The sequence below is a fragment of the Phyllobacterium trifolii genome, from assembly GCF_014192095.1.
Lineage (GTDB): Bacteria > Pseudomonadota > Alphaproteobacteria > Rhizobiales > Rhizobiaceae > Phyllobacterium > Phyllobacterium trifolii.
Genome location: NZ_JACHXN010000018.1, coordinates 11,848 through 37,999, shown reverse-complemented (window position 1 = coordinate 37,999; position 26,152 = coordinate 11,848). Strand labels below are relative to the sequence as shown.

Sequence of the window (26,152 nt, the reverse complement as noted above, 5' to 3'; positions counted from 1 at the left end):
AAAAATACGGGGCTATTGCCCCTAAAAGTTTCAGGAGGGCACGCCTTTGTAAGCAACGGCTCGTTCTGTTTTGAGCGAGATCGGATCCAACGTGTCTGCGTGTTACGGAGCTGGCAGATTCACCGGTGGTTCAAATCGTCCAATGCTGGAGGCCAAGCCGTCGCACAACGGAAGAAGCTTGACGCAATCCAGACCCGCGTCCGACCCGAGGGATCGGTTTGGTCTGATCTGATCAGGCGCCCAAGCTTCAAAGACCGCGCACTCACCCCTGCCCCGCTGCGGCGGGTCCAATCCCCTCGCATAAGCAATGCGAGATGACTTCAAACTCCGACCGCGTGGGAGACAACCTTCGCGCTCCTAATCTTTCGATAAATTCTCTGCCAAAGGACATTGACAATGACCCTGTTTGCCGCCATCCGGCTTCCAAAAGAAATCCTGTTCGGCAAGGGACAGCGGCACGCTTTGCCCGCCGTCGCCACGCGACTTGGCAGGCGGGCGCTGATATGCACGGATGAGCGGTTCGCAGGAACCCCGGTATTCAGCGAGATCCTGGCAGCCCTAAGGAATGCGTCAATTGAAATCATGGTGCACGACCGGGTCCTCCCGGACGTTCCACGCGATTCTGTTGCCGTTTGCGTGGAGGAAGCGCAATCTTTCGCGCCAGATATGGTGATCGGCATCGGCGGCGGGAGTTGCCTGGACATGGCAAAATGTGCCGCGCTTCTTTTAAGCCACGGCGGCAGCCTTCAGGACTATTACGGGGAGTTCAAGGTTCCGGGCTCGACGCTGCCTATCATCGCCGTTCCGACGACGGCGGGAACCGGGTCCGAAGTCACACCGGTTGCGGTGATATCTGACCCCGACAGGACACTCAAGGTCGGCATATCCAGTCCCTATCTGATTGCCGCAGCTGCTATCTGCGATCCGGAGCTTACAATGTCGTGTCCGCCAGGACTAACCGCCATCGCTGGAGCCGATGCCCTCACACATGCGATCGAGGCCTTCACTGCTAAACGACGCGGTGCCGATCCCAACTTGGCGCAAAACCACGTCTTCATCGGCAAGAGCGCACTGACGGATCATTTCGCTTTGCTCGCCATCACCCTCCTCGGCCGCAGTCTGGAAGCGGCTTACAGGGACGGCTCCGACGAAAATGCCAGGGCCGATGTGATGATGGGAGCATTAGCGGCAGGCTGTGCATTTGGCACCGCAGGGACTGCAGCTGCCCACGCCATTCAATACCCGGCGGGCGCCTTGACCCATACCGCCCATGGGCTCGGTGTCGCGACTATGATGCCCTATGTGATGAACTACAACCGATCCGTCTCAGCGGCCGAAATGGCACAGATCGGTTCTGCCCTTGGCCTCGGGCCATGGGAGGAGGCTACCGAAAGAATGGCCAAGGCCGCAATTGAAGAGATCCGCAGGCTCTTTGCCGCCATTGGCATTACTGGAACGCTCGCGGAACTCGGGCTGTCCGCCGACAAGCTTGATTGGACCGCAGAGCAGGCGCTTGGCATCGACAGATTGATCAAAAACAACCCGAGATCGTTTGATCTCGATGCGATGAAGCGTCTCATTCAAGCAGCCTACGACGGCGACTTAGCCGCTTCCGCAGTCTAAACCCTGAGGATTGAAATGACCCTTGCACAACAGATGCCTCAGCCCGATCGCCAACTGCCAAACATTCATGCTGCCGCGCGCGGCCTTTATATCGATGGAGCTTGGCGACCTGCGCAGAATGGACGTGAGATCGACGTTATCGATCCTTCCACCGGAACCGTCCTTGCAACGGTTCCCGACGCCACCGTCGAGGATGCTCGCGCAAGCGTCGATGCGGCGTCGGCTGCAGCCCCTGCGTGGAGCGCGACTTCGCCCCGAAAACGATCCGAGATCCTGCGTCGCTGTTTTGAACTGATGACAGAGCGCGCCGAGGAACTGGCGACCCTGATTTCCATGGAGAATGGCAAGGCTCTACGTGATGCGCGCAGTGAAGTTTCCTACGCGGCCGAATTCTTTCGCTGGAATGCCGAGGAGGCCGTGCGCATTACTGGCGAGTTCGGTATCGCGCCATCCGGTGCGAATCGGATCATCGTGGATTATCAACCAATAGGCATATGCCTGTTGATCACGCCGTGGAATTTTCCCGCAGCGATGGCAACACGCAAGATCGCGCCTGCATTGGCGGCGGGTTGCACTGTGATCCTGAAGCCCGCCAGCGAGACGCCCCTGACGGCCTACGCGCTCGCTTCCATTTACGAGGAAGCCGGCGTTCCGCCAGGTGTCATCAACGTCCTGACGACTAGCGAGCCGTCCCCATTTGGTGCTGCGGTTCTTGCGGATCCGCGTGTAAGGAAGCTCTCATTTACAGGGTCGACTGGTGTCGGACGTCTCCTCCTTGCAGAAGCAGCCAAGCACGTTGTGTCCTGCTCGATGGAACTCGGTGGCAACGCGCCGTTCATTGTGTTCGACGACGCCGACCTGGACGCTGCGATCGACGGCGCGATGGTCGCAAAGATGCGTAATGCCGGCGAAGCTTGTACTGCAGCCAACCGTCTATATATCCAGTCTGGCATCTACGACGCATTCGCAGAGGCGCTCACAGAGCGGATGAAAGCGCTCAATGTCGGCGCAGGTATCGATTTGCTGACCGAATGCGGCCCGATGATTACGCAAAAGGCCGTCGAGAAGATCGACCGACTGGTCAATGACGCAAAGGGCAGAGGGGCGCGCGTTCTCTGCGGCGGGGAGATGGCCACGCGGACTGGTTTCTTCTACCCGCCAACGGTGCTCGCGGACGTTCCGGCCGATGCCGATATGGCACACGAGGAGATTTTTGGGCCTGTTGCACCTCTCTACCGTTTTGAAACGGATGAAGAGGCAATAATCCAGGCTAACGATACCGAATACGGACTTGCCGCATACGTTTACACCCGCGACATTGCCCGGGGGTTACGTGTCTCCTCCCGCCTTGAAGCCGGCATGATCGCCTTGAACCGGGGGCTAGTATCCGACCCGGCCGCGCCGTTCGGCGGCGTCAAGCAGAGCGGGCTTGGCCGCGAGGGCGGTCAGCACCACGGCATTGCTGAATTCATGGAAGCCAAATATATTGCAGCGAGTTTTTAGAGCGGTGGAATGATCATTGGAAAGCGACCCGTTTCGCATCCGCGTTCATGTGGAGGACTTCGACACGATCGTCGCTGAGATCGTCGCCGCAAGCTATGCCACCCGCCATACATTGCCGATGCTGGCAGATGTCCCCTACGGAAGGGACGCGAGCGAAACCCTGGACATCTTCTTTCCGGAAGGACCTCGGAAAGCTCGGCCGGTACATATGTTCATCCACGGTGGCTACTGGCGGATGTTTTCGAAGCGAGACTATTCCTACGTCGCCGATACCATCACCCGTGCGGGTGCCGTTGCCGTCATCCTAGACTACGCATTGATGCCGCATGTAAGGTTAGACGTGCTGGTCGATCAGGTTCGGCGAGCCAGGCAGTGGGTGCGCGACCATATCTCGCGATATGGGGGCGATGCATCGCGGTTGACTATAAGCGGCCATTCCGCTGGCGCACACCTCGCAAGCTTTCTGTTCCAAAAGCAGGCCGAGAGTTCTGGCATTGCGGCGGCCCTGCTGCTTGGCGGTATCTATGATCTGCAACCACTGCAGCAATCTTTTCTTCAGGCGGAAATCGGCCTTACCGACCAGGAAGTCGCCGCCTTCTCGCCTTTGTCGCATTCTCATGACGTACACACAAACTTGGTTGTTGCCGTGGGCAGCGATGAAACACCACCGTTTCATCAGCAGGCGGATGCCTTCACGGCCTCTTTACAGCGACAAGGATTGAACGTTTCCAGGGAAACAATCGTAAAGGCTAATCATATGAGCAGCGTCCGCGACCTCGGCCGCCACGAGACCGTAACCGGCCGGCTTTTGAGCGAACTCATCGAAAGACATTCGTGAGATATATGTGGTGATCAGGCGGCTCGAAGACGGTTGAGCTCAAGTACACGCAGTGGAAACCAAACTCATTGTCTTTTAACGATGTCGGACAAGCAAGTATTGATGCCAGCTCGCTCAGGATCTGGCATCGCCCTGTGAAAAAGTTTGAGTTGACCGTTTTCAATGGCGAGGCGACACTTGCAACCCGCAGCAAGTCAAGAGGAAAAAACGATGGATGAGCCAGACCGCTGGCGCCACATGGCGAGCGCGCCGAAAGACGGTAGTCGAATCCTCGTAACGATTCGTTCGTCCGAACAAGGGCGGGCAGAAGTTGACCTCGCCTATTGGTCGAATGGCGACCAATTCGCCGCCGAAGGCTGGCGCGCCTCTGATTCCTCACCCGGTCGGGTCGTCGAATATGCCGAGCCAGAATTGAAGTGCTGGATGCCGATGCCCTCGGCCGATCTCAATCGCACTTCTATGCCCTCACCCTGGGAAGGCGAAGACGCCGAGCAGCTGGACGGTTCAGGGATTTAAGAACTCGCGTCGTTGCAAAAACGGCCGATGCCGTGTTGCGTGAAATGGCCCGGCGCAATGAACCGCTTGGGCGACAAACTATGAAGTGCTAAAATCTTCAGCCGAGAAGAGGCGCTGTCCGACTGTTTCTCAGTATCTTACGCAAGAATCTCGTTCCAGCGGTCAGGATCGTGACCGTACCATTTGCGGAGCTCGGTGCTGGGTGCGATCTCTTTCATCCCAAGACAGCGCCGCATCTTTCTTCGAAACGCCTCTTGGCCAGAGACGATCGACGGGAATCCGGGTACCGTCTTCAACGGCGGCCGCTTCATAGGCACGCTTGAGTTTCACGTTGTCGGCGCGGATCGGCCATTTCCCGAGCGGAAGATCGAACTCGCACTCGATATTGGAGAAACCACCGTGTCCGTCCACCAGCCGAAGTCTTTTATTGCGACTAGGTAATGTTGTCAGTTGCCCTGAAGAATGAGATCGGCAGCTTTTTCCGCGATCATGATGACGGGGGAATTTGTATTCCCTGAGACTATGGCCGGCATTATTGAAGCATCCACTACACGTAGTTTTTCCAACCCGCGGACCTTAAGGCTATTATCAACCACAGCTAGATCGTCGCTGCCCATTCTGCAGGTTCCGACCGGATGAAAGATCGTTGTTGCGATGTCGCCTGCACGCTGGATCAGTTCCTCATCGCTCTGATATCTGCGGCCGGGAAGCATCTCTTCCGGCCGGTACTTCATAACGGCCTTTGCCGCCATGAGATTGCGGGCGTGACGGATGGACCTGGCGGCAAGCAGTCTGTCGCCGACCGTCGAGAGGTAATTCGGCCGGATTTCCGGCGCAACACTCGCCTCCGGCCCGAAAATATGCACGGTCCCCCGGCTTTCCGGACGGAGATTGCAGACCGAAACAGTGACGGCCGGGTAGTGGTGCAAGGGCTCGCCAAGGCGATCGGTGCTGAGCGGCTGGACGTGATACTCAAGATCGGGTGTCATCAATGCCGGATCGCTCTTCGCAAAAATGCCGAGCTGGCTCGGTGCCATCGAAAGTGGTCCGGATTGGCGGAAAAGATACTCCAATCCCATCCTGGCGCGCGAAATAAGATTGTGGTAGAGCTGGTTCAGCGTCTTCGCACCTTCGACGCGGAACACCGTGCGAATTTGCAGGTGGTCCTGAAGGTTGCCACCGACGCCGCGAAGTTGGTGAAGGGGCTCGATTTCTGCGCGAGAGAGGATTGCGGGGTCGCCAATCCCCGAAAGTTCGAGGATTTTGGGCGAGTTGATTGCTCCTGCCGAAAGGATGATTTCTCCCGCGGCAGCTGCAACACGGGCTTTGCCCCGAAGGCCATAGCGGACACGTGCCGCGCGCTTGCCATCAAACTCTAGGCGTTCAACCTCGGCTCCCGTGACAACGCGAAGGTTGCGACGCTTGAGAGCCGGGCGCAGAAACGCCTTGGTCGTATTCCAGCGGAACCCGCCGCGTTGATTCACCTCGAAATAGCCCGAGCCCTCATTGTCACCCGCATTAAAATCATCGGTCTTGGGAATGCCTAGTTCTTCCGCGGCATCCCGAAAGGCATCGAGGATGGGCCACGAAAGTCGCTGCCGCTCCACGCGCCACTCCCCGCCCGCACCATGCATGGAAGTGCGCCCGCGATAATTGTCTTCGGATTTCAGAAAATACGGCAGGACATCATCCCAGCCCCAGCCGGTATTACCTGCCTGCCGCCAATTGTCGTAATCGGCGGCTTGCCCACGCATGTAGATCATTCCGTTGATCGAAGAACATCCGCCAAGGACCTTGCCGCGGGGATAGGGCAAGGAGCGGCCGTTGAGGCCCGATTCCACCGCCGTCTTCATCATCCAGTCGGTGCGGGGGTTACCCATGCAGAAGAGATAACCGATCGGCACATGAATCCAGTGGTAGCGATCGCTGCCTCCAGCCTCGAGCAGGAGTACGCGATTTTTTGGGTTCGCCGACAGCCGGTTGGCAAGGACGCAGCCCGCCGATCCCGCCCCTATGATGATGAAGTCATAGACGCCCTCGTCGAGCGCGGCTTCATGGGCATGCGCGTTCACGCTGCCACCTCCGTTGCGGACGCTCCGCTTCCTGCCATGCGCCGCCAGATCGGCGCCATTGCATCGGCGATATCCAGGTAGAGCCGGTAGCGGTAGTCATAATGGGCCGAGCGCGCTGCGTCCGGCCTGTAGTGGCGGTCAGTTGAAACCATTGCCGCGGCGCCAGCCTCGAAATCGGCAAACATGCCGACGGCAGTTCCTGCGGCGATCGCCGCGCCTAGGGCGCCCGTTTGGCTCGAGCGGGCAACCGTGACGGGTACTCCCAGCACATCCGCGAAAATCTGCGGCCAGAGCAGGCTGCGCGCACCACCTCCTGACATCACCGCTTCGTCGAACCCGGCGCCTGCGGTCCGCAGGGTTTCGATATGCTGGCGATGGCCGAACGCGACACCTTCCAGCAGAGCATGGATTAAATGGCCCTTGGTGTGCCAGCCGGCAATTCCATAGAATGCAGCTCGCGCATTGCCGTCCTGCTGCGCACCATAGAGAAACGGATGATAGATAGGATCATTGATCGCTGGCTGCACCGAGGAGGCAAGTTCGCAGCACACGTCGAACGGCGAGCGTCCATCCGGCTGCGTACCTGAAAAGAATTCGCGCACGAACCATTCGAGATTGGCGGCAGATGTAGCGCTGGACTCGATCGCCATGTAACGATCGCGATCAAAGGTCGATGACATGAAGACCGGCCCCTCCAATCGGGGCTGGTCGATGATCACCTGATTGATGCTCCAGGTCCCGGCAATGATCGACGCCGCCCCCGTGCGTGTGACGCCCGAGCCGATAGCCGAAGCGACCACGTCGAAGAACCCGCCTATGACCGGTGTGCCCACGGAGAGACCTGTTTCCGCCGCCGCCGCTTCCGTCACCCTTCCGGCTATGTCAGCACTTTCGATCAGTGGCGGCAGCATATCCATGCAGTCACCGAGCCCAAAGGCGGCCATCAGGTCACGATCATAGCGGCGCTCAGTGACATTCAGCAGCCCGCAACCCGCCATGTCGGAAACTTCGCTGACGCGCTGGCCGGTGAGCTGATTTACGATAAAGTCCTTGCAGAGGAAGACCGTACCGATCCTACCGAATGTTTCCGGCCGATGGCGTTTGATCCAGGCGAGCAATGTTGGTGTCTGGGAGGGCCAGGGGCGTTGCAGGCCGATGGGATATGTACGATCGCCGACGCCCTCGGCCTGCCATTCCTCGACAAGACCGGCTGCCCTTGTATCGAGCGACTGGATGGCGAGCAGCGGCTTCCCCTGCCGGTCAAGCGCGTACAGCCCGTTGCCATGGCCCGCGCACCCGATGGCTGCGATTTCCCCCGGCTCGATGCCCGCCTGCTCGATACATGTCCGAATTACCAGCTTTGCATTTGTCCAGAGTTCACCAAGCCCACGCTCGACATGTCCTGGACACGGCATGCTGCTATGTCCCTCCTCGGCAACGGAGGCAATCTCGTTGCCCTGCCGGTCGAAGATCACCGCCTTGATGATTGTATTGCCGGCATCCAGCCCCAGAAGATATTTTCCCATTCCGAACCCCTCCTCAGGTCCTTATTCATTCTCAGCCTTGCTGATAGCGCGCGTAGGCGTCCTCGCCACTGGCATCGTCATGGATGATTGCCATGAGTCCACGCACCACGGCACCCGGGTTGGAGTGCTGGTAGATGTTGCGGCCGTAAACCATTCCCATCGCGCCCTGCCGCATCAAGGCTGCCGATTTATCGAAGACGGCGCGCAAATCTTCCTTTCCGCCGCCCCGCACCAGTACCGGGCAACGCGCTGCCTCGACAACCCGGTGAAAATCCTCCGCATTTGTGGTAGGATCTGCCTTGACGATATCGGCGCCCATCTCGCGGGCAAGCCGGGTCAGCGTGACGATCTTGGCCGCGTCGCCATCTACCATATAGCCTCCGCGTTCGGTAACCGGCTGCATTACGAGGGGTTCAATCATCAACGGCATGCCATATTTTTCGCAATCGGCACGCACACGCGAGATGTTCTCGATGCACTGACGGAACAGGTCAGACTCATCCGGCAGCATAAACAGGTTCACCACCACGCAGGCAGCGTCGAGTTCGATAGCACCGACCAGCGGCTCGGCCTGATTTTGCAGAACAGCCCACATGTCGCGATGGCGGACGGGGTTATAGGGGTTGCCCATGTCGATGCGCATGACGAGAGCCGGCTTTGCCTTGCCTGCCACGTTCTGGAGAAGATCGGCCTGGCCATAGTTCATCTGGATCGCATCCGGAGCCGCGGCAACCAGCGTCCCGACCACACCTTCCATATCCTCAAGACCACCCAGGAAAGATGGTTCATTGCACACGCCGTGATCGATCGCCACGTCGAGGCAGCGCCCGTTGCCGAACAGTCGGTTCATCCGGACCTTGCGGTTGTTTCGCATATCGTACTCCTTGTTCATTGCGTGCTGTAAGTGTTTCAAGGCCGACGCCATGGCGGACGGCGAGAAGATCGAGGAACCGAGATCGTTCGGCAGCCTTGAGTGCCGATGACCAGTGCTTTTCATCTGAGATGAGCTCAAGGGCCACATTCGTCATATCGAGCGACAACTGTCCGCTGATAGCGAGCGTTGTTCGTCTCAGCAGGAGATCATCGAGATGTTCGACGCATTCATGGCGTATGAGGAACAGCATCTCGCGGGTGGAGTAACCGGCGACCGGCACGGGTTCGTCCGCTCCACTGGCTATGAAGCCGGCAATCGGGGCGGCGGCTGTTCCATATCGTTCGAAAAGCTCGCTTATGCGTGCTGGCGCAAGGCCCGTTGCGGAAGACATACGCGCTATCCAGTCTCCGGTATCCGCCGGGAAAGCGTGCCCGCCGCCAATGGGACGGTCTGCCGTCGTCAGATGGCGGATTCTCTGCAGACGACCTAGTGCCATGTCCGCAGCGAGTTCTCCAAAGGAGCGAAACGTCGTCCATTTGCCGCCAATCATGCATAGCACCGCAGGAATGCCATCAGACTCGATGAAGGTGCAAAAATGATCGCGCGGGATACGCCCAGTGAACTTGTCCTTGCTGGCGGGAAGCGGCCTGACACCGGAGAACTGATAGACGATTTCCTCCGGCCGGATTTGAATATCAGGCAACACGAAGGCGAGCGATTGCAGGATATAGTCCCGTTCATCCGGGGTGCAGACAACATTTGCCGGGTCATCGATCCGAATATCGGTGGAACCAACCAGAACCTTGCCGAGATAGGGAAACAGAATGCAGACACGGCCATCCTCATTCTCGTAGTAGATCATATGGCCATCGAGAGCCTTGGAGAGTTCGGCATTGTCGATAATCAGGTGCGAGCCCTTGGTTCCGCCCATCAGCGGCGCCGGCCGAGTTTCCGGTGAGAACAGGCGGGCATTGGCGATATCGATCCAGCCGCCCGTCGCATTGATGATGAGTGCCGGTTCGATAGCCGTCGTCGTGCCGCCAACAAGGTCCTGCACAATAAAACCCCCGGTCCCGTTGCTTCGGAGCTCAGCATAGTTGAGGGCACGTGCGCCCGGTCCCGCGGACAGCCCGTCCTGCAGCAATTCGATTCCGATACGTTCCGGCTGCCTGACCCATGCATCGTAGTAGGTTGCCGAACTCTTTATCACCGGATTGAGTTTGGGCCATTTAGCAAGTGTTCCCCGCCGTCCGCGAAATCGATGCCGAGGCATAAGGGCACGCTTGCGCGTCAGAAAATCATAGATGCTCAGCCCTGCCTTGATGGCGATGGCGCCACGGCGGCTGGGTTTGCGGCCGAGGCCAAGGAAGCGAACTACGCCATTTGCAAGACCGGAGAAGACATCGAAAACAGGAACCATGGTTGGCAGAGGCGCGATAAGATGCGGCGCATTTCTCAATAGCCGATCGCGCTCGACAAGCGATTCCCTCACCAGATTGAACTCGCCGTTTTCAAGATAACGCAGGCCGCCATGCACCATCCGAGACAAGGCTGAACTGGCACCGGAACAATAATCACTCTTCTCCACCAGCAGTACGTTGAGACCCTGAAGGGCAAGCTCACGGAATACACTGATACCGTTGATGCCGCCGCCCATGACACACACGTCCACCTTCGGACTCCGGCGAAGCCCGTCGAATATCTCTTCACGATTCATGATGCAGCCCGTTACCTGTCCATATCTGCAAGTTTCACTGCGATGGCCGCGGCGATGGCCGAAAGGTCTTCTTTGCCGAGCCGGATCGCTCCGGCTTTTGCATTCTCCAGCGCCTGCTCCGGATTGCGCGCACCGCACAACGCAAACGTCACGCCTTCCTGCGCCAGCGTCCAAGCGATGACCGTCTGTGCAATGCTGGCATCATGCCTACTGGCTACCGGCTGAATTGCTTCAGCGAACGCTTGCGCCTTCAGCCTGTTGTTGACCGAAAAACGCGGATTGTCTTTGCGCTGATCATCGCCGGAAAATGTGCGATCCGGATCGATCGTTCCCGAGAGCAGTCCCAGCGCCAGGGACGAATAGCTCAAGGTCGAAACGTCGTTCTGCCGGGCCATAGGCAGGAGGTCCTTCCCGATCTCCCGGTCAATCATGCTGAACCTTTCCTGGATAGCATCAAGCGAGCCGGTTGCAATGTAGGCGTCGAGTTCAGCCGGGCTGAGATTGCTTGCTCCAATTGCCCGAATCTTGCCTGAACTGCGTAGATCCTCCAGCGCCCGGACGGTTTCCTCGATCGGGGTCGTGGGGTCCTGCCAATGGGTGATGTAGAGATCGATGTAATCCGTGCCCAGCCGGGTCAGGCTTGCTTCGACCTCGTGGAAAATAGCATCGCGTCCAAGGTAGCGGTGGACGGGCTTTCCATCCTGGTCAAAGAAGTGCCTGCCTTTTCCCGTGTGCCAGACGAGACCGCATTTTGTGGCAATGACTGCTTTGTCCCGCCGCCCTTGAAGGGCTTTACCCACGATCTCCTCGGACCGTCCCAGCCCGTAAGCGGGTGCCGTATCGATCAGCGTGACCCCCGCGTCGAGGGATGCGTGAATTGCCGCGATTGACTGCTTTTCGTCCGTCCCGCCCCACATCCAGCCACCGATGGCCCACGTCCCAAGCCCGACCGCAGAGGCTTGCACGCCTGACCTGCCTATCGAACGCACCAATTGATCACCACTCATGCCAAGGCTCCTTCGGCCGCTGCAATATCCAGAATCCGCTGTCCGGTCGCTTCATCCGTGACCAGCGTATCCAGGTGGTTGCCACGCATGATGCTGAGGATCGGCCGTGCCTTGTTGGGTCCGCTCGCAACACCGATCTTGCTTGGGATCGAGGCGAACTCCCGCAAGGTCAGGGAGACAAGGGAATCATTCAGGCTGTAGCCGCAAACCTGGCCCCGGTCGTCGAGCAGATGCGCCAGGAGTTCGCAACTTGCGCCTGACTGCTCTATAGATTGCCTGTCGGTACTGGAGGATGGATGCAGATCATAATAGCTTGAATCGTCGGTCAGGATCGACCCGATGCCGACAAGTGCCACCTTCGCCTCCCGTGCCCGTTTGAATACATCGGCTACCGAGCGCATGTTGATCAGCATCGCACGTTCTGCAGCGCTGTCGGCAAAGAGCGGCGCGTGAATTTGATAGGCGCGTCCGCCGAGTTTGTCCGCCATGGATGTCGAAACATGGTTCACGTCGGTGTAATGCTTGCCCTGAACGCATCCCGTCGCTGGAACAACTTCGACGTTGAATGAACGTTGTGCGTGCAGTCCCGCAACCACGGCACTGACGCCCTTGCCGCCGGTGATGCAGATCGTGTCACCATCGGCGATCTCATCTAGAAGCAGGCGCGCCGCAGCCTCGCCCACGGCCTGAAGCGCGGTCTGTGGATTGTCGGAAACCGTTGGCACGACAACAGCCCGGTTGATCCCGCCGAGCGCCAGCAACCGTTCCTCCAGATCAATCAAGGGCTCGACCGGGGATTTGATCTTGATCTCCACAAGACCAAGCTGCCGGCCACGCTTGATCAGGCGGTTCACAGTCGGTTGCGAAACTCCGAGCTGGTCGGCGATCTGGGCCTGCGTGAGACCCTCCAGGAAATGCAGCACCAAGGCCTGATGCATTTGCCGCGCAATAACGATTTCTTCGCGGGGCGCCGAGGACGGTTTTGTGTTTAGTCTGACGATCGTCATGTCAGGAAGCCTTCCGCTTGTGCAGAAAATGATCGATTGAGACGGCACCAAGCAGAATGCACCCCTTTATCATGTCCTGCCAGTAGACCGATACATTGAGCAGGACCAGAGAACTGGTCACCACCGACAGCAATGCTATCCCGAGAATGGCACCAAGTATCGTCCCCGACCCGCCATTGAGCGATGCGCCACCAATGACCGCAGCGGCGATAATGTTGAGCTCCATCCCGACACCGAACGTCGGCGTAGCAGCGCCAAAACGCGACATGTAGATGACGCCGGCAAAACCCGCGAGCGTCGAGCAGAGCACGGTCACCCAGAATTTCACATAGTTTGTCCTAATGCCGGAATAGAGCGCGGCTTTCTCGTTACTGCCCGTATAGAAAACCTTGCGCAGCGCCGTTGCACGCCTGAGCAGGAAGTCGAACAGCACGACAACCGCGACGAAGATGATGATGACATAGGGGAGACCGTGGAAACTGCCCTGCCCGACTGCCTTGAACGCGGGAGGCAGGGTAAAGAGGGAGAGCGGCGTTCCCTTGGTGATGATAAGGCACAGGCCGCGCACGATGACCATGCCTGCGAGCGACGTGATAAAGTGATTGAGCCCGACTACGGTGACGAAAAAGCCCATGACGGCGCCAATCAGCGCGCTTGCGAGAATGCCGATGAGCGAAGCGCTCCATGGATCGAGCCCCGCGAGGAACAGCGAGCCCGACAGGACCATTGCGAAACAAACGACGGAGCCCACGGCAAGATCGATGCCGCCTACAATAAGCAGGATCGTCATCCCGACGACAACGATGCCTTCCACGGAAAAGCTCATCAGCATCGCGCGGAAGTTTCCGAGTGTCAGAAAATGCGGCGATGCAAAGCTCATGGCTATGCAAAGTGCTAGAATGATTGCGACCAGCCCTGCCTCCCGCATCGAGCCCAGTCTTTTCCAGGACGGGGCCCGCACGGCCTTTGTCCCCATCGTCTCAGCCAGCATTTTCTCGCCTCCCATACTTTTCTCAGGCGGCATGTTCTGATGCCAGCCGGTTTTGTGAATTTTGCGCATTGACGCCGGACGCGAGCCGGATAACCGCTTCTTCGCTCATCGCTTCCGCATCCAGTTCACCAGCCACCGTGCCTTCGCGGATGACGATCACCCGATCACACAGCCCTAGCAGTTCGGGGAGTTCGGAAGAAATGACGATGATGCCAATTCCGGAGCTGGCGAGTTCGCGCAGCAGCGAGTGGATTTCGGACTTCGCCCCAACGTCTATGCCACGCGTCGGTTCGTCCATCACTATCACCTTGGGCTGGACCGCGAGCTGTTTGGCAATCGCAACCTTCTGCTGGTTACCGCCGCTGAGCGAGGACACGGGTGCATCGACACTGCCCATGCGAATATTCAGTTTCCTGGCGAAGTCGCTGGCCAGCTTTGCTTCTGCCCCGGCGTCGATCAACCCAAGGCGCCCGGTAAGCGCGTCGAGGTTGAGAACCGAGATATTCTGGGCGATCGAAAGGTCCAGGAATACGCCGGAGCCCTTGCGATCTTCCGACAGATAAACGAGACCTGCGTTCACCGCGTCCGCATAGTTTCTTATCGCCTGCGGCTTGCCATGGAGCAGGATTTCGCCGCTCGTAATGGCTCGCAAGCCGCAGATCCCTTCCGCGATTTCCGTGCGGCCGGAGCCAATGAGACCACCGATGCCAAGGATTTCGCCCTTCATAAGCTCGATGTTTACACAATCAAAACGGTGATCGTCGCCAAGGGCGCGAACCGAAAGAACCACCTCATGCGATCGCTCCCCGGCCGGTTGCTTGGGTGGATAGAGTTGCGTAATCTCGCGCCCGACCATAAGGCGGACAACGTCGTCAGGTTTAAGATCGGCAACGGGCTCTGTCGACACATGGTGGCCGTCACGCAGAACAGTCACGCGGTCGCAAAGGTCGAATATCTCGGCCATGCGGTGGCTGATATAAATGATCGATATCCCGTTGGCCTTCAAACCGCGGATGATCTCAAAAAGTATGCGCGTTTCCGCTTCAGTCAGTGCGGCGGTCGGCTCATCGAAAATGAGGACACGGCAGTCGAGCGTCAGGGCCTTGGCGATCTCCACGAGCTGTTGGCTGGAGATTGGCAGATCACCCACCTTGCGGCGAACGTCGATTGGCGCGAGCCGGTTCATTACGTCTTGTGCCTCGCGTTCCAGCTTGCGGTAGTTCATCAGCAGCGAGCGCTGCCGGCTGGTGGTTGCCATGAAGATGTTTTCCGCAACGCTGGCGTCCGGGCAAAGCGCGATTTCCTGGTGGACTAATCCCAGGCCTAAAGATTGTGCAGCGGCAGGCGATCCGATCTTCACCGTCTTGCCTTCCAACACAATCTCTCCCTCATCCGGTTGCAGAACACCTGCAATGATGTTCATCAGCGTTGACTTGCCGGCGCCGTTCTCACCGCAAAGCGCATGAATCTCACCACGGCTAAGGGAGAAGCTCACGTTCGTCAGCGCCTTCACTGCACCGAAATGTTTTGTGACGTTGCGGATATTCAGAACCGGATTTCGCATGACGCACTCTTCCAACTGGCTTCGCAAGGTGGCTACCCGGACTTTCCGTCCGGATAGCCGGCTGCAATGGCTTATTCCTCAATGCCTTTGGTGCCACGACGCTTGAGGTATTTGTCCCAGAAGAAATCGTCCGCATTCTCGGCGGTGACAATGGAAAGCCCGTTGTCCACGAAGGGAATGCTCATCGGGTTGAATCCCGCTCGCTTGGCATCGTTCATGGGATCGATCAGTTCCGGATGCTTGGCCAGCCAGAGCAGCATGAACCCCATGTAGCCCTGCATGCCCTGATTGGGGTTGATCGAGCCGAAGACTTCACCGGCCTTGATCATGTCAAGGATGTTGGCGTTGACGTCCGCACACATGACGAGAATCTTGCCACCGCTTTCCTTGTTGGCCTGGGCGGCGCCGATGGCCGAGTTCGCCTCCGGCATGAAGACGGCCGCGAGATTAGGATTGGCCTGAACGATACTCATCAAGCCCTGATAGGCCTTCGTCGGATCCTGGTTTGAGGCTGTTCTGCCGACGAGCTTCATGTCGGGCCACTTAGCCTTCATACGGTCGATAAAAGCCGTGACGCGCTTATCGTGGTTATCCTGCCCGGGATTCTCGAGGACGGCATATTCGCCCTTGCCTCCGAGCTTCGTGGCGATGGCGTCGGCAGCATAGGTGCCCTCGCGTATATTGTCGGACGTGATGAAGGAAATTCGCTTGGAAAGCGGCGAATCGGCCGCGAATGTAACAACTGCCGTGCCTTGACCGATCGCCCGGTTGATCGGCTCTATGAATGGATCCGAGTTCATCGGGTGAACGAGAATGCCGGCAGGATTCTGCGCAAGTGCCTGGTCGAAGCTGGCGATCTGCTTGTTGACGTCATATTCCGGTGTTCCGGTATAGGCAGTTTCGCAACCGAGCTGCTTTCCCGCCTGCTTGAACATTTCATAGACAGGGAACCAGTATTCAACGCCAGAAACCATGACGTTCATGACGTATTTTTCGCCTGGCTCGCAGCGAAACGGCGATTCTTCGGCAGCTTTGGCAGGGGCTGCGGAATACGCCATGACCAGGACTGCCATGGCAGTTGTGCTTAAAAAAGTGCGCAAGTGTCCTCCTCGAGGCCGAAGCCCCTCCCATTGGTTTCGTGGTGCCTCGCAAGCCGCCACTATTCGTTGTGAAGTCCAGCAATCCTCCTCGAAATGCTGTCGGAGCAATCAAGCTTAAAAGAAAAACTTTGTCAATATAATTCAGTGCATGAATTATAATTCATGCACACTATGCCCCTCCTGGTTTCGATTGGAGCTTAGTCGTCTACAATCCATGGTCGAAGGGAGCCAAACAAATGATGGCTGCTTTGCACGACAGCAGCCTTTTCCCGTCGACCTCGATGGTGGTGATGTCAGCTCTGATCGTACCCGGGAAACTTCGGTGAACGCACCGGTTAGCGCCTGAAAAATGATCAGTGCAACGGCGTACCCATGGCCTTCTTGTTCGCGCCAGTGGCGGGCTACCCTTAGTTGGTCGCCCTGGATACTAATGATTCATCGTCAAGCGAGACCCCGTCTAAGACCCCAAGCCTTCTCGATCCAATAGCCGCCTCGTGGAACATTTCGCGCCGCACCAAGTTATCTCCTCGCTGCTTGTCAGGAGGACGACACCATGTTTGGCAAATTGTTTACGCGGATCGCCAACGACGTTGCTCTGGCAGCTGGCAAACCCTTCACCTTCATACTCTGTTGTTTGGTCATTGTGGTTTGGGGAGTGAGCGGCCCGATTTTTGGCTTTTCCGACACCTGGCAATTGATCATCAATACGGGCACGACCATCATTACATTTCTCATGGTCTTCCTTATCCAGAATACGCAAAACCGCGATGGCGTTGCGATTCAGGCAAAACTCGACGAATTGGTACGGGTCAGCGAGGCCAAGAACGCTTTTATCGGCATTGAGCATCTGACTGAAGAAGAAGTCGAGAAATTCCGCAGGCAATGTGAAGCCGCCGCCAAAAAAGCTGACAAGGTGTTGGCGGAAAAAACTGCAAACCATTCCGCTCAGCGTCGCTCGCCTGCGAGAACGTCCAAGGCAAAAGTCCGAGCCTGATCAGCAGAAGAACGTCAATTTTATCCTCAGCAGCCTGACGTTCGCACTGAGTTGATCCATCATTCCGTTGCAAAGCAGCTATGCAAACTTGTCACTGCAAGTTTGGCAGGCTGTCTACTATATGAGCAGCATGATCGAAAAATGATCAAACAAACAAGAACTTACAAGGTGAGTGAAATGAACCTGATCCGCTCTTACAATAACTGGCGCCGCTATCGTGACACTGTCACGGAACTGAACCGCCTGTCCGCACGTGAACTGAATGACCTTGGTATCTCCCGCGGCGATATCTCCTTCGTCGCCAGGAAGGCCGCTTCGGCTCAGTAACAGAATTCGATTAACCTCCGGGACGTTCCTCCCAAGTCACGGATGGTCTAGAGATCGGTCTCCTCCCAGCCGGTCTTTACAAGTAACACCCACCGCTCCTCCCGCGGTGGGTGTTGTTTTTTGGAAATACTCCTCCGAGCGTTGCGTCCCTGCTCGCTACCCCGTAACAGTCGAATATTGACAGGCCGGGAGATACTCATGACAGGCGGCATTCACCACATCACCCTGATCACGCGGAAGGTTCAGGCAAACGTCGATTTTTATGCCGGCTTCCTCGGTCTGCGCCTCGTCAAGCGCACGGGCGGTTACGAAGATGCGACCCAGCTCCATCTCCTTTATGGGGACGCATCAGGCAATCCTGGCTCTCTGATTACCTTTCTCGTGTGGGAAGATGGTTCGCCAGGCCGCGTTGGTTACGGGCAGCCAAGCGAAATCTCGCTCGCTATTGCTCCTGACAGTATCGGCTTCTGGCTGACACGTGCCCTGCAATTCAACATTGCGACCTCAGGACCGGCACAGGAATTCGGCGAACCGGTGCTGCGTTTGCATGATCCCGATGGCGTGATCGTGAAGCTCGTGGGAACTCATGCCGTAAAGGCCGGCGATCTTTGGGTCGGTGGCGACATTCCTGCATCTGATACGATCAAACGCATCCGCGGCGCGACAATACTGACCGAAAAGCCGCAGGAAACGTGCACATTCCTTGCAGATTATTTTTCTTACATTTCAGGCGAGCAAACCGAAACGATTACAAGAATGGCTTCAACGTCCGGCGATTGTATCGACGTTCGCGACGCAACTGGGTTCTGGGGCTCGGCACCCGGAACCGGCACCATAGACCATATTGCTTTTCGCGCTGCGGACATTCCCACTGTAACGGCAACGTACGATCGCTTAATAGCACGCGGAATGACCGCAACGGCAATGCATGACCGGAAATATTTCCATTCGATCTACGTGCGCGAACCTGGCGGCACCCTGCTCGAAGTGGCTACCGACGGCCCCGGCATGCTGATTGACGAAACGCCTGAGAAGCTTGGCACCCGACTGTTCATCCCGCCGCATTTCGCTGAGGAGGCTGAAAACCTGAAAGTAATGCTGCCGCAATTTGGCTTGCCGAAAGAGGCGCGCTTCATCTATCGCGAGCTTCCGTTCATTCACCGGGTCTATATCCCGGAGACCACCACTGGGCAAACACTGATTCTCCTGCACGGGACGGGCGGCAACGAGGCCAGTCTTATGCCGTTTGCCTCGAAGGTTGCCCCGCACGCCACCTTGATTGGTTTGCGCGGACGCAGCACGGAAGAGGGTTCGGCCCGCTGGTTCCGGCGCTTTGGACCACTGAGCTTTGATCAAAAGGACATTCGTTCGGAGGCCGAAGCACTTGCCGCGTTTATAGAGGGCGCGGTTGAAGTCTACGATCTGGATCTCCAACGGACTACTTTTCTCGGGTATTCCAATGGCGCGAACATTATCGCGGCAATGATGCAACTGCATCCGGGCATTGTCCGCAATGCAGTTTTGTTGCGCGCAACAAAAGTGCTGGAAGAGACGCCCAAGGCTGATCTTCATGAGGCGAAAGTTCTTGCAATCACCGGCGACCACAATCTGTTTGGAGCGCATGCGCCCGCGCTTGAAGCGGAACTGCGGGGCGCCGGAGCTGATATCACCGTGAGAGCAGTGTCCGCTGATCATGAAATCGGACCGCACGACATTGACGCGGTTCAGCAATGGCTGGCCGCATAGAAGAACAGGCCGAAGTTTCTTCGGCCTGTTCAATTTCGTTACGACAGAGGCTTGAGGCCGGCTTCGATTGAAGCGCGCTTGCCTTCAAGGAACGGCGGCAACGATAGGCCCTCACCGAGAGTCTCCAAAGGCTCATCGACCGTGAAGCCCGGACCATCTGTAGCGATTTCGAACAAAATGCCGTTGGGTTCGCGGAAATACAGCGAACGGAAGTAATAGCGCTCTACCTCGCCGCTCGACGGCATCCGGAATTCGCTCAGACGTTCGGTCCATTCATGCAATTGCTGCACGTCCGGCGCGCGAAATGCGACATGATGCACAGCACCGGCACCCTGCCTTGCAGCCGGGAGGTCCGGTTGCACGGCCACATGCAATTCAGCAGCAGGACCGCCCTCGCCCATTGCAAACACATGAACATGCCCGGCACCGTCTGGAGAGGGGTAAGTGTTGACCTTGCGCATATTCATCACATGAAGAAGGATCGCTTCCGTGTTGGTAATATCGGGCACGCTGAGGGTGATTGGACCGAGCCCGCGGATCTGATGCTCAGCCGGAACAGGGCTTCTGTCCCACGGGTGCGATGCTCCAGCACCGCCATCATTGATGAGCCGGAACCGTTGTCCTTCGCCATCTTCAAAATCGAGCGAGTCGTAGCCACCGATTTCAGCAATATCACCGGACTTTACGCCGAGTTCGGTAAAGCGAGCTTTCCACCATACCAGACTTGCTTTACTGGCCACACGCAAACCCGTACGCGAAATGCTGTGCGTACCGCGGCTTTCGGGTCCAACCGGCCAGTCGAAGAAGGTGAGATCGGTGCCGGGCGTTGCCTCTCCATCTGCATAGAAGAGGTGATAGGCGCTGGTGTCGTCTTGATTGACGGTTTTCTTGACCAGTCGCAGGCCAAGCGTTTGCGTATAGAACCGCAGATTTTCCGGCGCATTCGCCGTTACGGCAGTCAAATGATGAATACCTGTCAGTTGTAAGGTCATCGAAGCCTCCTGAATTGGTTCGTTCGGGCATAATCGCCGTTGGCGTGAATATCTGCGTTGTGTAGCGGCCGATAAAGAGCGGATCTCTGCAACCTGTGTTCGGCAGAAACGAACTAATGAGGGACACAGGCGTTTTAAATCGGCTTAAAGTCCACTACAACCAAACAATGAAATGGCGCTTCGATGATCTTCTCACTTTTCTCGACGTAATGGAAACCGGGAGCATCACGGCGACCGCTGCACGTCTCAACCTTTCAAAATCGGTAGTAAGCAAGCGCATTTCCGATCTTGAAGGTGCACTAGGTATAGAACTGTTTCAACGTTCGCCCCGTAAGTTGCTCGCATCCGACCACGCCCGCGACTTTGTCGAGCGTATCAGGCCCTTGGTTCGGGAGATCGTTGAAGCCGCCGATACCGTTGGTGAGCGGCATAGCGCCATTAGGGGCAATTTGAGGATTGCCGCTCCGATGTCATTCGGCACTCTTTATCTTGGACGAATGATTGCCGACTTCGCCAGGCAATACCCTGATCTGGAGGTCGCGGTGGAACTTGAGGACCGCATGGTTGATCTGGTGCGTGGCGGTTATGATGTCGGCATCCGTATCGGCATCCTCAAGGATTCAAGCCTTATTGTACGCAAGCTTTGCACCGACGCCAGGATTATTTGCTGCAGCCCGGCTTTCGCCGCAGCCAATGGGTTGCCAACGCGACTCAAAGACCTGAGCTCTTTCGCCTGCATCGACTACTCAAACGTCAATACCAGCCAGCTGTGGCAATTCGAAAACCCGGCTTCGTTGAACGACCCAATCTCGGTGGCCATGCATGGCCGCATCGTCGCCAATAATGGCGAGGCCATGCGCGACATGGCAATTGCCGGTCTGGGGCTGGTCCTACTTCCAATGTTCATTGCCGCCGACGCCCTGCGAGCGGGTACTCTCATTCCGGCGCTGCCCGATGTGACGCCAGTTCCCTACAAAATATACGCGGTGTATCCGCCTACACGGCATGTCTCGGCCAAGGTTCGAGCGTTTGTAGACCACCTTGTGCGCCATATCGGCGACCCGCCAATCTGGCAAATGATGGATCCTTTCCATGCTGAACGGCCCTAATTGAAGCCCGCACCCTGCGAATCACTTGGTGCGGTTTGCAAGCCTCTTCAGAGCGTAATCTTGAATTTCATAGCCGGTTTTGAAAAAAACCCTGTAAACACTGGGTATAAACCCGCTTTTTGGGCGTTCTTACTGATGACAGAGCGGGAATCGCGTGCCATACAGACGCCTCCGATCAACGAATATACTGAGGAAACCGCCAAAATGAATACGTCCGATCTCATTGAAAAGCTCGTCGCTGATCAGGGTCTTACAAAAGTTCAGTCCAAGGCGATTGTTGATAGCGTTCTTAAGGGTATCACTGATTCCGTCGTAGCCGGCGATGAAGTTTCGCTGCCTGGCTTTGGCAAGTTCAAGGTCCAGTCGCGCGCCGCTCGCGAAGGCCGTAACCCTGCTACGGGCGCAACGATCAAAATCGCAGCGTCCAAGAAAGTTGCTTTCCAGCCTGCAAAGGCCCTGAAGGATGCGTTGAACGGCTAATTCGTTCGTCGTAAATTCAAAAAAAGGCGGTGCGGGTGCGCCGCCTTTTTTGTTCGACTCGGGCCAGGGCACCATGACGGCATTTGGGAGCACAGCGCTTCGCCATAAATCCGCCCTGTCTTCGTTGCAGGTGAGGTTTGTGCAACAGAGCAATTTTGCGCAAGTGAAGTAAGGCTTTATCAACTATACCAGATGCATTTATGATGTGGCGGACCAGAGGTCCGCACGTTTCAGGGGCCCTCGCGAGACAATTAGTGAACTGGTAACAGCTGCAATAATGAAGACATTGGCACATATCCTTGCGGCATTCATGCTAACTCTGCTTGTAGCGGGTTGCCAAAACTCGTCGATCGATGACCTGTCTCCTAATGGTGCCGGGACGCAGCTGCCGGAGAAGCTCGTCCAGAGCATGAAGGCGAAGGGCATGAGCCTTACATCGCCCGTCATGTTCCGCATATTCAAGGAAGAGAACGTCCTTGAAGTGTGGAAACGCAAGGACAATGGCCGTTACGACATGGTCACGAACTACCAGATTTGCAAATGGTCCGGAAAGCTTGGCCCCAAGTTCATCGAGGGTGATCGTCAGGCACCCGAGGGATTCTACGCAGTTCGCCCGGCGCAGATGAACCCGAAATCGAGCTATTACCTCTCATTCAACACTGGCTTTCCCAATGCATTGGACCGCGCCCTTGGCCGTACCGGTGCCAACTTGATGGTCCATGGCGCGTGCTCGTCGTCTGGTTGCTATTCAATGACCGATGCACAGGTCGCACAGATTTATGCTTTTGCCAGGGATGCGTTTAAGGGCGGTCAGGAATCCATTCAGCTTCAGGCCTACCCTTTCCGCATGACCGCAGCCAATATGGCGCGCTACAAGGATGATCCGAATTACGCCTTCTGGAAAAACCTGAAAGAAGGTTACGACCACTTCGAAATTACCAAGGTGCCCCCGAAGGTGGATGTCTGCGAGAAGAAATATGTCTTCAACCACACGTCCGATCCTAATGCGCCGATTGCAGCGACCGCAACCTGTCCGCCTTCCGATCAGCCAGAATCGCTAAAAATGGCGTATCAGTCGTATCAAACCAGCTACGAGACAGCTTTCTCTACAATGGTCGGCAAAGGCAAGATTACCCCGCCCAGCCGCTCCATCCAGGGCATCGCAGAAGCCAAGATTATTGCTGACTGGAGTGCTCGCCGTGCTCGCGGTGAGCGCGTAACGCAGGAACCGCCGTCTCTTTCACCGCAGGACAAGGACGCCGCAACGAAGCCACAAGTCATGGTTCGCCTGGCTTCCGCCGTCGCAGCGGACAAGGCACGGGAGGAGCGCGACGCCTCTAAAAGAACGCGTATGGGAAAGAGCATGGCCTCGGCTGCGCCAGCACCCATAACCCTCGCACCGCCAACAGCTTCGTCAGCTCCGGCAGCCCCGCAACAATCCGCACCTGCCCCGCAAACCACCGCCGCTATCGCACGGGAAGCTCCTGCTGCCGCCGTTGAGCAGCCGGCGCCGGCGAAGAAGGCCTGGTGGAAGATTATCGGAAATTAGCATCCCGGAAAGTAAGCATGCCGGAAAGGCAAATCATGAATGCCGAGATATACGATCTTCGCGGCTTGAATTGCCCTTTGCCGGTGCTCAAAACCCGCAGGAAGCTTGCGGATATGGTCGCTGGCAGCCGTATATGGGTCGAAACAAGCGACCCGCTAGCTGTCATCGACATGCCTAACTTTTGCCTGACCGAGGGTCATAGGCTGATCGAAACGCTCAGCATCGACGGTGGCCACCGATTCCACATCGAATGCGGTTGATTAGCCTAGCTTCACACCGGAAATTGCCAGCGGGTTGTCAAAGAGCGCAGCACGATCCGGCATATCAATCTGTGGCCGATCAAGAAATGCGTTGAACAGCTGGCTGACATAGCTCTCCGGCAAATCCTTGACGATCATCACCAGGCGCGTTTCGCGAACGCCATCCGGCCACGTTGCCAGCCGTGCCGGCGGGTGAAAAATCTGCTGCACCCCATGTATGACGAGAGGCCGCTCCGGATCGTCCTCCAACTGTACGATACCCTTTACGCGCAGCAATTTTTCACCGTGGGCAGAACGCAACAGGTCAAGGAACATGTCGAAGCTGGCCAGCGGTATCGGGGCATCGTGTTTCAGCGAGAATGACCGGATCTTCGCGTCGTGCCTGTTGACGTCGTGATGATGATCCTCGCCGTGATGATGGTGGTGCCCATGATCGATCTTGGCGTGTTCATGCTCGCGATCACGGTAGGCTTCCGCCTTTAGCCAACGCTGAACATCGACGGTCTTGGTTTCTGGATTATAGACGCCGCATTCGAACAACGCCGCGTATCCCGTGCGCGAGTCGGCTACGTCGATCAGGTCGGCCCCTGGATTTAACGCAACAAGCCTTGCGCGCAGCGCCGGAAGTCCTTTTTGGGCTTCCGGCAAATCTGTCTTGGTTATAACGATGCGATCAGCAACAGCAGCCTGCTTTGTCGCTTCCTCGTGCGCGTCGAGCGTTGCCATGCCATTGATCGCGTCGACGGTGGCGATCACGCCATCAACACGAAAGGCCTGCAACAACACCGGATGTCCCATGACGGCATGCAGAACCGGTGCGGGATCGGCAAGCCCTGTCGTCTCGATGATGACCCGTTTCAATCGCTGCAATTTGCCCGTCTGCAATCGGTCGATGAGATCCGAAAGCGTATCAATCAGCTCTCCGCGCACGGTGCAGCAGAGGCAACCATCGGAAAGCTCGATAATGCCGTCGCTGGCTTTCTCGACAAGTAGATGATCAATGCCCACATCACCGAATTCATTGATAATCACTGCCGTATCGGAGAGAGCCGGATCCTTCAGCAGCCGGTTGAGCAACGTCGTCTTTCCTGACCCTAGAAAGCCAGTTAGTACCGAGACCGGTATGGGAGCGTCTGCCATTAGTTCACTGCCTTCAAGGCCTCGCTTGCATCCGTCAGCGACGAACGATCTGGCCGCGGCATCGGAACCGGAACCCGACTCAATTCCATCCCCAATGAATTGATTTTCGCCGGCAGCAGTGCAACTTTTTCCACTGCCGGTTCATGTTCCATCCTATTCATGTAAGGTGATCCCTGAATGATATGCGCTTCGAGGTCCTTGCCGTCCCAGGTATCGGAACCCGACGCCTCCTTCGAACAAACACTCGGCCGCATATTGACCGCCACGTCGCGTGTGGGTGCACCATAGGGCTGTAATGTATCGATTGTCGTGCCACTGCCCTTAGTCTCGAAACCCTTAGCAAGGAGTTCGGCTGCTTTCGTCGCCCGCGTTGTCAGTTTTAATTCGCCCAGCACCACCGTGATGATCGTCCTGCCGTTGCGAGTTGCAGAGCCGATCAGATTGTAGCCTGAGGGGCAAACAAATCCGGTCTTCATGCCATCCGCACCCTGAAACCGGCCGATAAGCGCGTTCAGATTGGGCTGAAGTTTCTTGCCACCATAGTCGATGGCTTCAATATCGAAATAATGCGCGTACTGCGGAAACTCTCGGCGGAGCTGCAGTGTCAGGATCGCGAGATCCCGCGCAGTCGTATAATGGTCATCCGAGTGAAGACCGTTTGGATTAACGAAATGCGAACCTGTCATGCCGAGACGTTTGGCTTCGGCGTTCATGAGCACAGCAAACTTGTCGGAAGAACCGCCCAACGTCTCACCCACCGCCATGGCGATATCATTGGCGGACTTGACCATCATGATCTTGAGCGCATTGTCCAATGTCAGTTCGGAACCAACTTTGTAGCCCATCTTGCTCGGAGGCTGTTTGGCGGCAAGCGCCGTGATCTTGATTGGCGTATCCAGGGTAACCTGGCCTGACTCAATCATCCGGAATACCACGTAAACGGTCATCAATTTGGTCAAAGACGCTGGATACCAGCGTTGGAAAGCATCCTCTTGCGAGAGGATTTCGCCACTGCCGGCATCGACTGTAATGTTCGCACCAGCAAGGGCCGCCGATGCAGCGGTCATCGATATCACGCAACCCGAAAGAAAGAGTGCTACAGTTTTCCGCATTCCTGAAAATCCGACCTGTCTATGTAAACAACCTGGAAAGGCATTAAGCCGCGCTTCACACCGGGCAGCAATGCCCTTATCTATCTTATGTGGCAGGCAAAAGGC

Annotated in this window: 22 protein-coding genes and 2 pseudogenes; 11 read left to right on the top strand and 13 right to left on the bottom strand. The window is 56.9% G+C overall.

Annotation, left to right across the window (positions count from 1 at the left end; genetic code table 11):
* The first annotated feature begins 396 nt into the window (after nt 1-396).
* The 4 genes from FHS21_RS22445 to FHS21_RS22430 all read left to right on the top strand — a co-directional run bounded on the left by FHS21_RS22445 (nt 397) and on the right by FHS21_RS22430 (nt 4,480).
* Nucleotides 397-1,623, top strand: coding sequence for an iron-containing alcohol dehydrogenase (locus FHS21_RS22445; protein WP_112523608.1), 1,227 nt, complete (start codon nt 397-399; stop codon nt 1,621-1,623).
* Between the two features lie 15 nt (nt 1,624-1,638).
* Nucleotides 1,639-3,126, top strand: coding sequence for an NAD-dependent succinate-semialdehyde dehydrogenase (locus tag FHS21_RS22440; RefSeq protein ID WP_183664057.1), 1,488 nt, complete (start codon nt 1,639-1,641; stop codon nt 3,124-3,126).
* 16 nt (nt 3,127-3,142) lie between these two features.
* Entirely contained in the window at nt 3,143-3,964 is an 822-nt protein-coding gene (locus FHS21_RS22435; RefSeq protein ID WP_183664055.1) for an alpha/beta hydrolase, read from the top strand.
* 210 nt (nt 3,965-4,174) lie between these two features.
* Complete coding sequence (locus FHS21_RS22430) at nt 4,175-4,480, top strand: hypothetical protein (RefSeq protein ID WP_112523614.1); 306 nt, start codon at nt 4,175-4,177, stop codon at nt 4,478-4,480.
* Between the two features lie 149 nt (nt 4,481-4,629).
* On the opposite strand, the pseudogene FHS21_RS22425 reads toward FHS21_RS22430, so the two are convergent.
* The 10 genes and pseudogenes from FHS21_RS22425 to FHS21_RS22380 all read right to left on the bottom strand — a co-directional run.
* Nucleotides 4,630-4,825, bottom strand: a pseudogene (locus FHS21_RS22425) (DUF488 domain-containing protein); the annotation flags it as partial.
* A 101-nt stretch (nt 4,826-4,926) separates the two neighbouring features.
* Nucleotides 4,927-6,552 (bottom strand): GMC family oxidoreductase, encoded by a 1,626-nt coding sequence (locus tag FHS21_RS22420; RefSeq protein ID WP_183664053.1) that lies wholly within the window; start codon nt 6,550-6,552, stop codon nt 4,927-4,929.
* Nucleotides 6,549-8,078, bottom strand: coding sequence for an FGGY-family carbohydrate kinase (locus tag FHS21_RS22415; RefSeq protein WP_183664052.1), 1,530 nt, complete (start codon nt 8,076-8,078; stop codon nt 6,549-6,551). Before FHS21_RS22415 ends, FHS21_RS22420 begins: the two co-directional genes overlap by 4 nt.
* 31 nt (nt 8,079-8,109) lie before the next feature.
* Nucleotides 8,110-8,952, bottom strand: a complete 843-nt coding sequence (locus FHS21_RS22410) for a class I fructose-bisphosphate aldolase (RefSeq protein WP_112523623.1) — start codon at nt 8,950-8,952, stop codon at nt 8,110-8,112.
* Nucleotides 8,925-10,669: pseudogene (locus FHS21_RS22405) on the bottom strand (glycerol-3-phosphate dehydrogenase/oxidase). Before FHS21_RS22405 ends, FHS21_RS22410 begins: the two are co-directional and overlap by 28 nt.
* An 11-nt stretch (nt 10,670-10,680) precedes the next feature.
* Nucleotides 10,681-11,676, bottom strand: a complete 996-nt coding sequence (locus tag FHS21_RS22400) for an aldo/keto reductase (protein WP_112551809.1) — start codon at nt 11,674-11,676, stop codon at nt 10,681-10,683.
* Nucleotides 11,673-12,683, bottom strand: coding sequence for a sugar-binding transcriptional regulator (locus tag FHS21_RS22395; protein WP_183664048.1), 1,011 nt, complete (start codon nt 12,681-12,683; stop codon nt 11,673-11,675). Before FHS21_RS22395 ends, FHS21_RS22400 begins: the two co-directional genes overlap by 4 nt.
* A gap of 1 nt (nt 12,684) precedes the next feature.
* Nucleotides 12,685-13,674 (bottom strand): ABC transporter permease, encoded by a 990-nt coding sequence (locus FHS21_RS22390; protein ID WP_246411145.1) that lies wholly within the window; start codon nt 13,672-13,674, stop codon nt 12,685-12,687.
* A 22-nt stretch (nt 13,675-13,696) separates the two neighbouring features.
* Nucleotides 13,697-15,238 carry a sugar ABC transporter ATP-binding protein gene (locus tag FHS21_RS22385; protein ID WP_112523637.1) on the bottom strand — a complete coding sequence of 514 codons (1,542 nt, stop codon included), beginning with the start codon at nt 15,236-15,238 and terminating at the stop codon, nt 13,697-13,699.
* A gap of 71 nt (nt 15,239-15,309) precedes the next feature.
* The gene (locus tag FHS21_RS22380; RefSeq protein ID WP_183664046.1) at nt 15,310-16,338 is read right to left on the bottom strand and encodes a substrate-binding domain-containing protein; all 1,029 of its coding nucleotides are present in this window, start codon (nt 16,336-16,338) and stop codon (nt 15,310-15,312) included.
* Nucleotides 16,339-16,891: 553 nt separating this feature from the next.
* Here FHS21_RS22380 and FHS21_RS22375 point away from each other — a divergent pair.
* The 3 genes from FHS21_RS22375 to FHS21_RS22365 all read left to right on the top strand — a co-directional run bounded on the left by FHS21_RS22375 (nt 16,892) and on the right by FHS21_RS22365 (nt 19,405).
* A complete protein-coding gene (locus tag FHS21_RS22375; protein WP_112523643.1) occupies nt 16,892-17,332 on the top strand; it encodes a low affinity iron permease family protein in 441 nt (146 codons plus the stop codon).
* A gap of 177 nt (nt 17,333-17,509) precedes the next feature.
* Complete coding sequence (locus tag FHS21_RS22370) at nt 17,510-17,659, top strand: DUF1127 domain-containing protein (protein ID WP_112524174.1); 150 nt, start codon at nt 17,510-17,512, stop codon at nt 17,657-17,659.
* Between the two features lie 198 nt (nt 17,660-17,857).
* Complete coding sequence (locus FHS21_RS22365; RefSeq protein WP_112523645.1) at nt 17,858-19,405, top strand: VOC family protein; 1,548 nt, start codon at nt 17,858-17,860, stop codon at nt 19,403-19,405.
* Nucleotides 19,406-19,443: 38 nt separating this feature from the next.
* Here FHS21_RS22365 and FHS21_RS22360 read toward each other — a convergent pair whose 3' ends face one another.
* The gene (locus FHS21_RS22360) at nt 19,444-20,397 is read right to left on the bottom strand and encodes a ring-cleaving dioxygenase (RefSeq protein WP_112523648.1); all 954 of its coding nucleotides are present in this window, start codon (nt 20,395-20,397) and stop codon (nt 19,444-19,446) included.
* 167 nt (nt 20,398-20,564) lie between these two features.
* On the opposite strand from FHS21_RS22360, the gene FHS21_RS22355 reads away from it, so the two are divergent.
* From FHS21_RS22355 to FHS21_RS22340, 4 genes are all read left to right on the top strand, one after another.
* On the top strand, nt 20,565-21,506 hold the full coding sequence (locus FHS21_RS22355) for a LysR family transcriptional regulator (RefSeq protein ID WP_112523651.1): 942 nt from the start codon (nt 20,565-20,567) through the stop codon (nt 21,504-21,506).
* A gap of 204 nt (nt 21,507-21,710) precedes the next feature.
* Entirely contained in the window at nt 21,711-21,986 is a 276-nt protein-coding gene (locus FHS21_RS22350; RefSeq protein ID WP_099997835.1) for an HU family DNA-binding protein, read from the top strand.
* Between the two features lie 277 nt (nt 21,987-22,263).
* A complete protein-coding gene (locus FHS21_RS22345) occupies nt 22,264-23,535 on the top strand; it encodes a L,D-transpeptidase family protein (protein WP_112523654.1) in 1,272 nt (423 codons plus the stop codon).
* Nucleotides 23,511-23,795, top strand: coding sequence for a sulfurtransferase TusA family protein (locus FHS21_RS22340; protein ID WP_183664109.1), 285 nt, complete (start codon nt 23,511-23,513; stop codon nt 23,793-23,795). Before FHS21_RS22345 ends, FHS21_RS22340 begins: the two co-directional genes overlap by 25 nt.
* Here the strand turns inward: FHS21_RS22340 and FHS21_RS22335 are convergent, their stop codons facing one another.
* Together FHS21_RS22335 and FHS21_RS22330 are read right to left on the bottom strand one after the other, a co-directional pair.
* Entirely contained in the window at nt 23,796-24,935 is a 1,140-nt protein-coding gene (locus tag FHS21_RS22335; RefSeq protein ID WP_112523657.1) for a CobW family GTP-binding protein, read from the bottom strand.
* Nucleotides 24,935-26,047, bottom strand: a complete 1,113-nt coding sequence (locus tag FHS21_RS22330) for a D-alanyl-D-alanine carboxypeptidase family protein (protein WP_183664044.1) — start codon at nt 26,045-26,047, stop codon at nt 24,935-24,937. Before FHS21_RS22330 ends, FHS21_RS22335 begins: the two co-directional genes overlap by 1 nt.
* Nucleotides 26,048-26,152: the final 105 nt, after the last annotated feature.

Bases quoted from the DNA above. Each gene is read 5' to 3' on its own strand.
- FHS21_RS22445 (WP_112523608.1), top strand. From the start codon at position 397: ATGACCCTGTTTGCCGCCATCCGGCTTCCAAAAGAAATCCTGTTCGGC.
- FHS21_RS22440 (WP_183664057.1), top strand. From the start codon at position 1,639: ATGACCCTTGCACAACAGATGCCTCAGCCCGATCGCCAACTGCCAAAC.
- FHS21_RS22430 (WP_112523614.1), top strand. From the start codon at position 4,175: ATGGATGAGCCAGACCGCTGGCGCCACATGGCGAGCGCGCCGAAAGAC.
- FHS21_RS22415 (WP_183664052.1), bottom strand. From the start codon at position 8,078: ATGGGAAAATATCTTCTGGGGCTGGATGCCGGCAATACAATCATCAAG.
- FHS21_RS22410 (WP_112523623.1), bottom strand. From the start codon at position 8,952: ATGCGAAACAACCGCAAGGTCCGGATGAACCGACTGTTCGGCAACGGG.
- FHS21_RS22400 (WP_112551809.1), bottom strand. From the start codon at position 11,676: ATGAGTGGTGATCAATTGGTGCGTTCGATAGGCAGGTCAGGCGTGCAA.
- FHS21_RS22395 (WP_183664048.1), bottom strand. From the start codon at position 12,683: ATGACGATCGTCAGACTAAACACAAAACCGTCCTCGGCGCCCCGCGAA.
- FHS21_RS22390 (WP_246411145.1), bottom strand. From the start codon at position 13,674: ATGCTGGCTGAGACGATGGGGACAAAGGCCGTGCGGGCCCCGTCCTGG.
- FHS21_RS22385 (WP_112523637.1), bottom strand. From the start codon at position 15,238: ATGCGAAATCCGGTTCTGAATATCCGCAACGTCACAAAACATTTCGGT.
- FHS21_RS22375 (WP_112523643.1), top strand. From the start codon at position 16,892: ATGTTTGGCAAATTGTTTACGCGGATCGCCAACGACGTTGCTCTGGCA.
- FHS21_RS22370 (WP_112524174.1), top strand. From the start codon at position 17,510: ATGAACCTGATCCGCTCTTACAATAACTGGCGCCGCTATCGTGACACT.
- FHS21_RS22365 (WP_112523645.1), top strand. From the start codon at position 17,858: ATGACAGGCGGCATTCACCACATCACCCTGATCACGCGGAAGGTTCAG.
- FHS21_RS22360 (WP_112523648.1), bottom strand. From the start codon at position 20,397: ATGACCTTACAACTGACAGGTATTCATCATTTGACTGCCGTAACGGCG.
- FHS21_RS22355 (WP_112523651.1), top strand. From the start codon at position 20,565: ATGAAATGGCGCTTCGATGATCTTCTCACTTTTCTCGACGTAATGGAA.
- FHS21_RS22350 (WP_099997835.1), top strand. From the start codon at position 21,711: ATGAATACGTCCGATCTCATTGAAAAGCTCGTCGCTGATCAGGGTCTT.
- FHS21_RS22345 (WP_112523654.1), top strand. From the start codon at position 22,264: ATGAAGACATTGGCACATATCCTTGCGGCATTCATGCTAACTCTGCTT.
- FHS21_RS22335 (WP_112523657.1), bottom strand. From the start codon at position 24,935: ATGGCAGACGCTCCCATACCGGTCTCGGTACTAACTGGCTTTCTAGGG.
- FHS21_RS22330 (WP_183664044.1), bottom strand. From the start codon at position 26,047: ATGCGGAAAACTGTAGCACTCTTTCTTTCGGGTTGCGTGATATCGATG.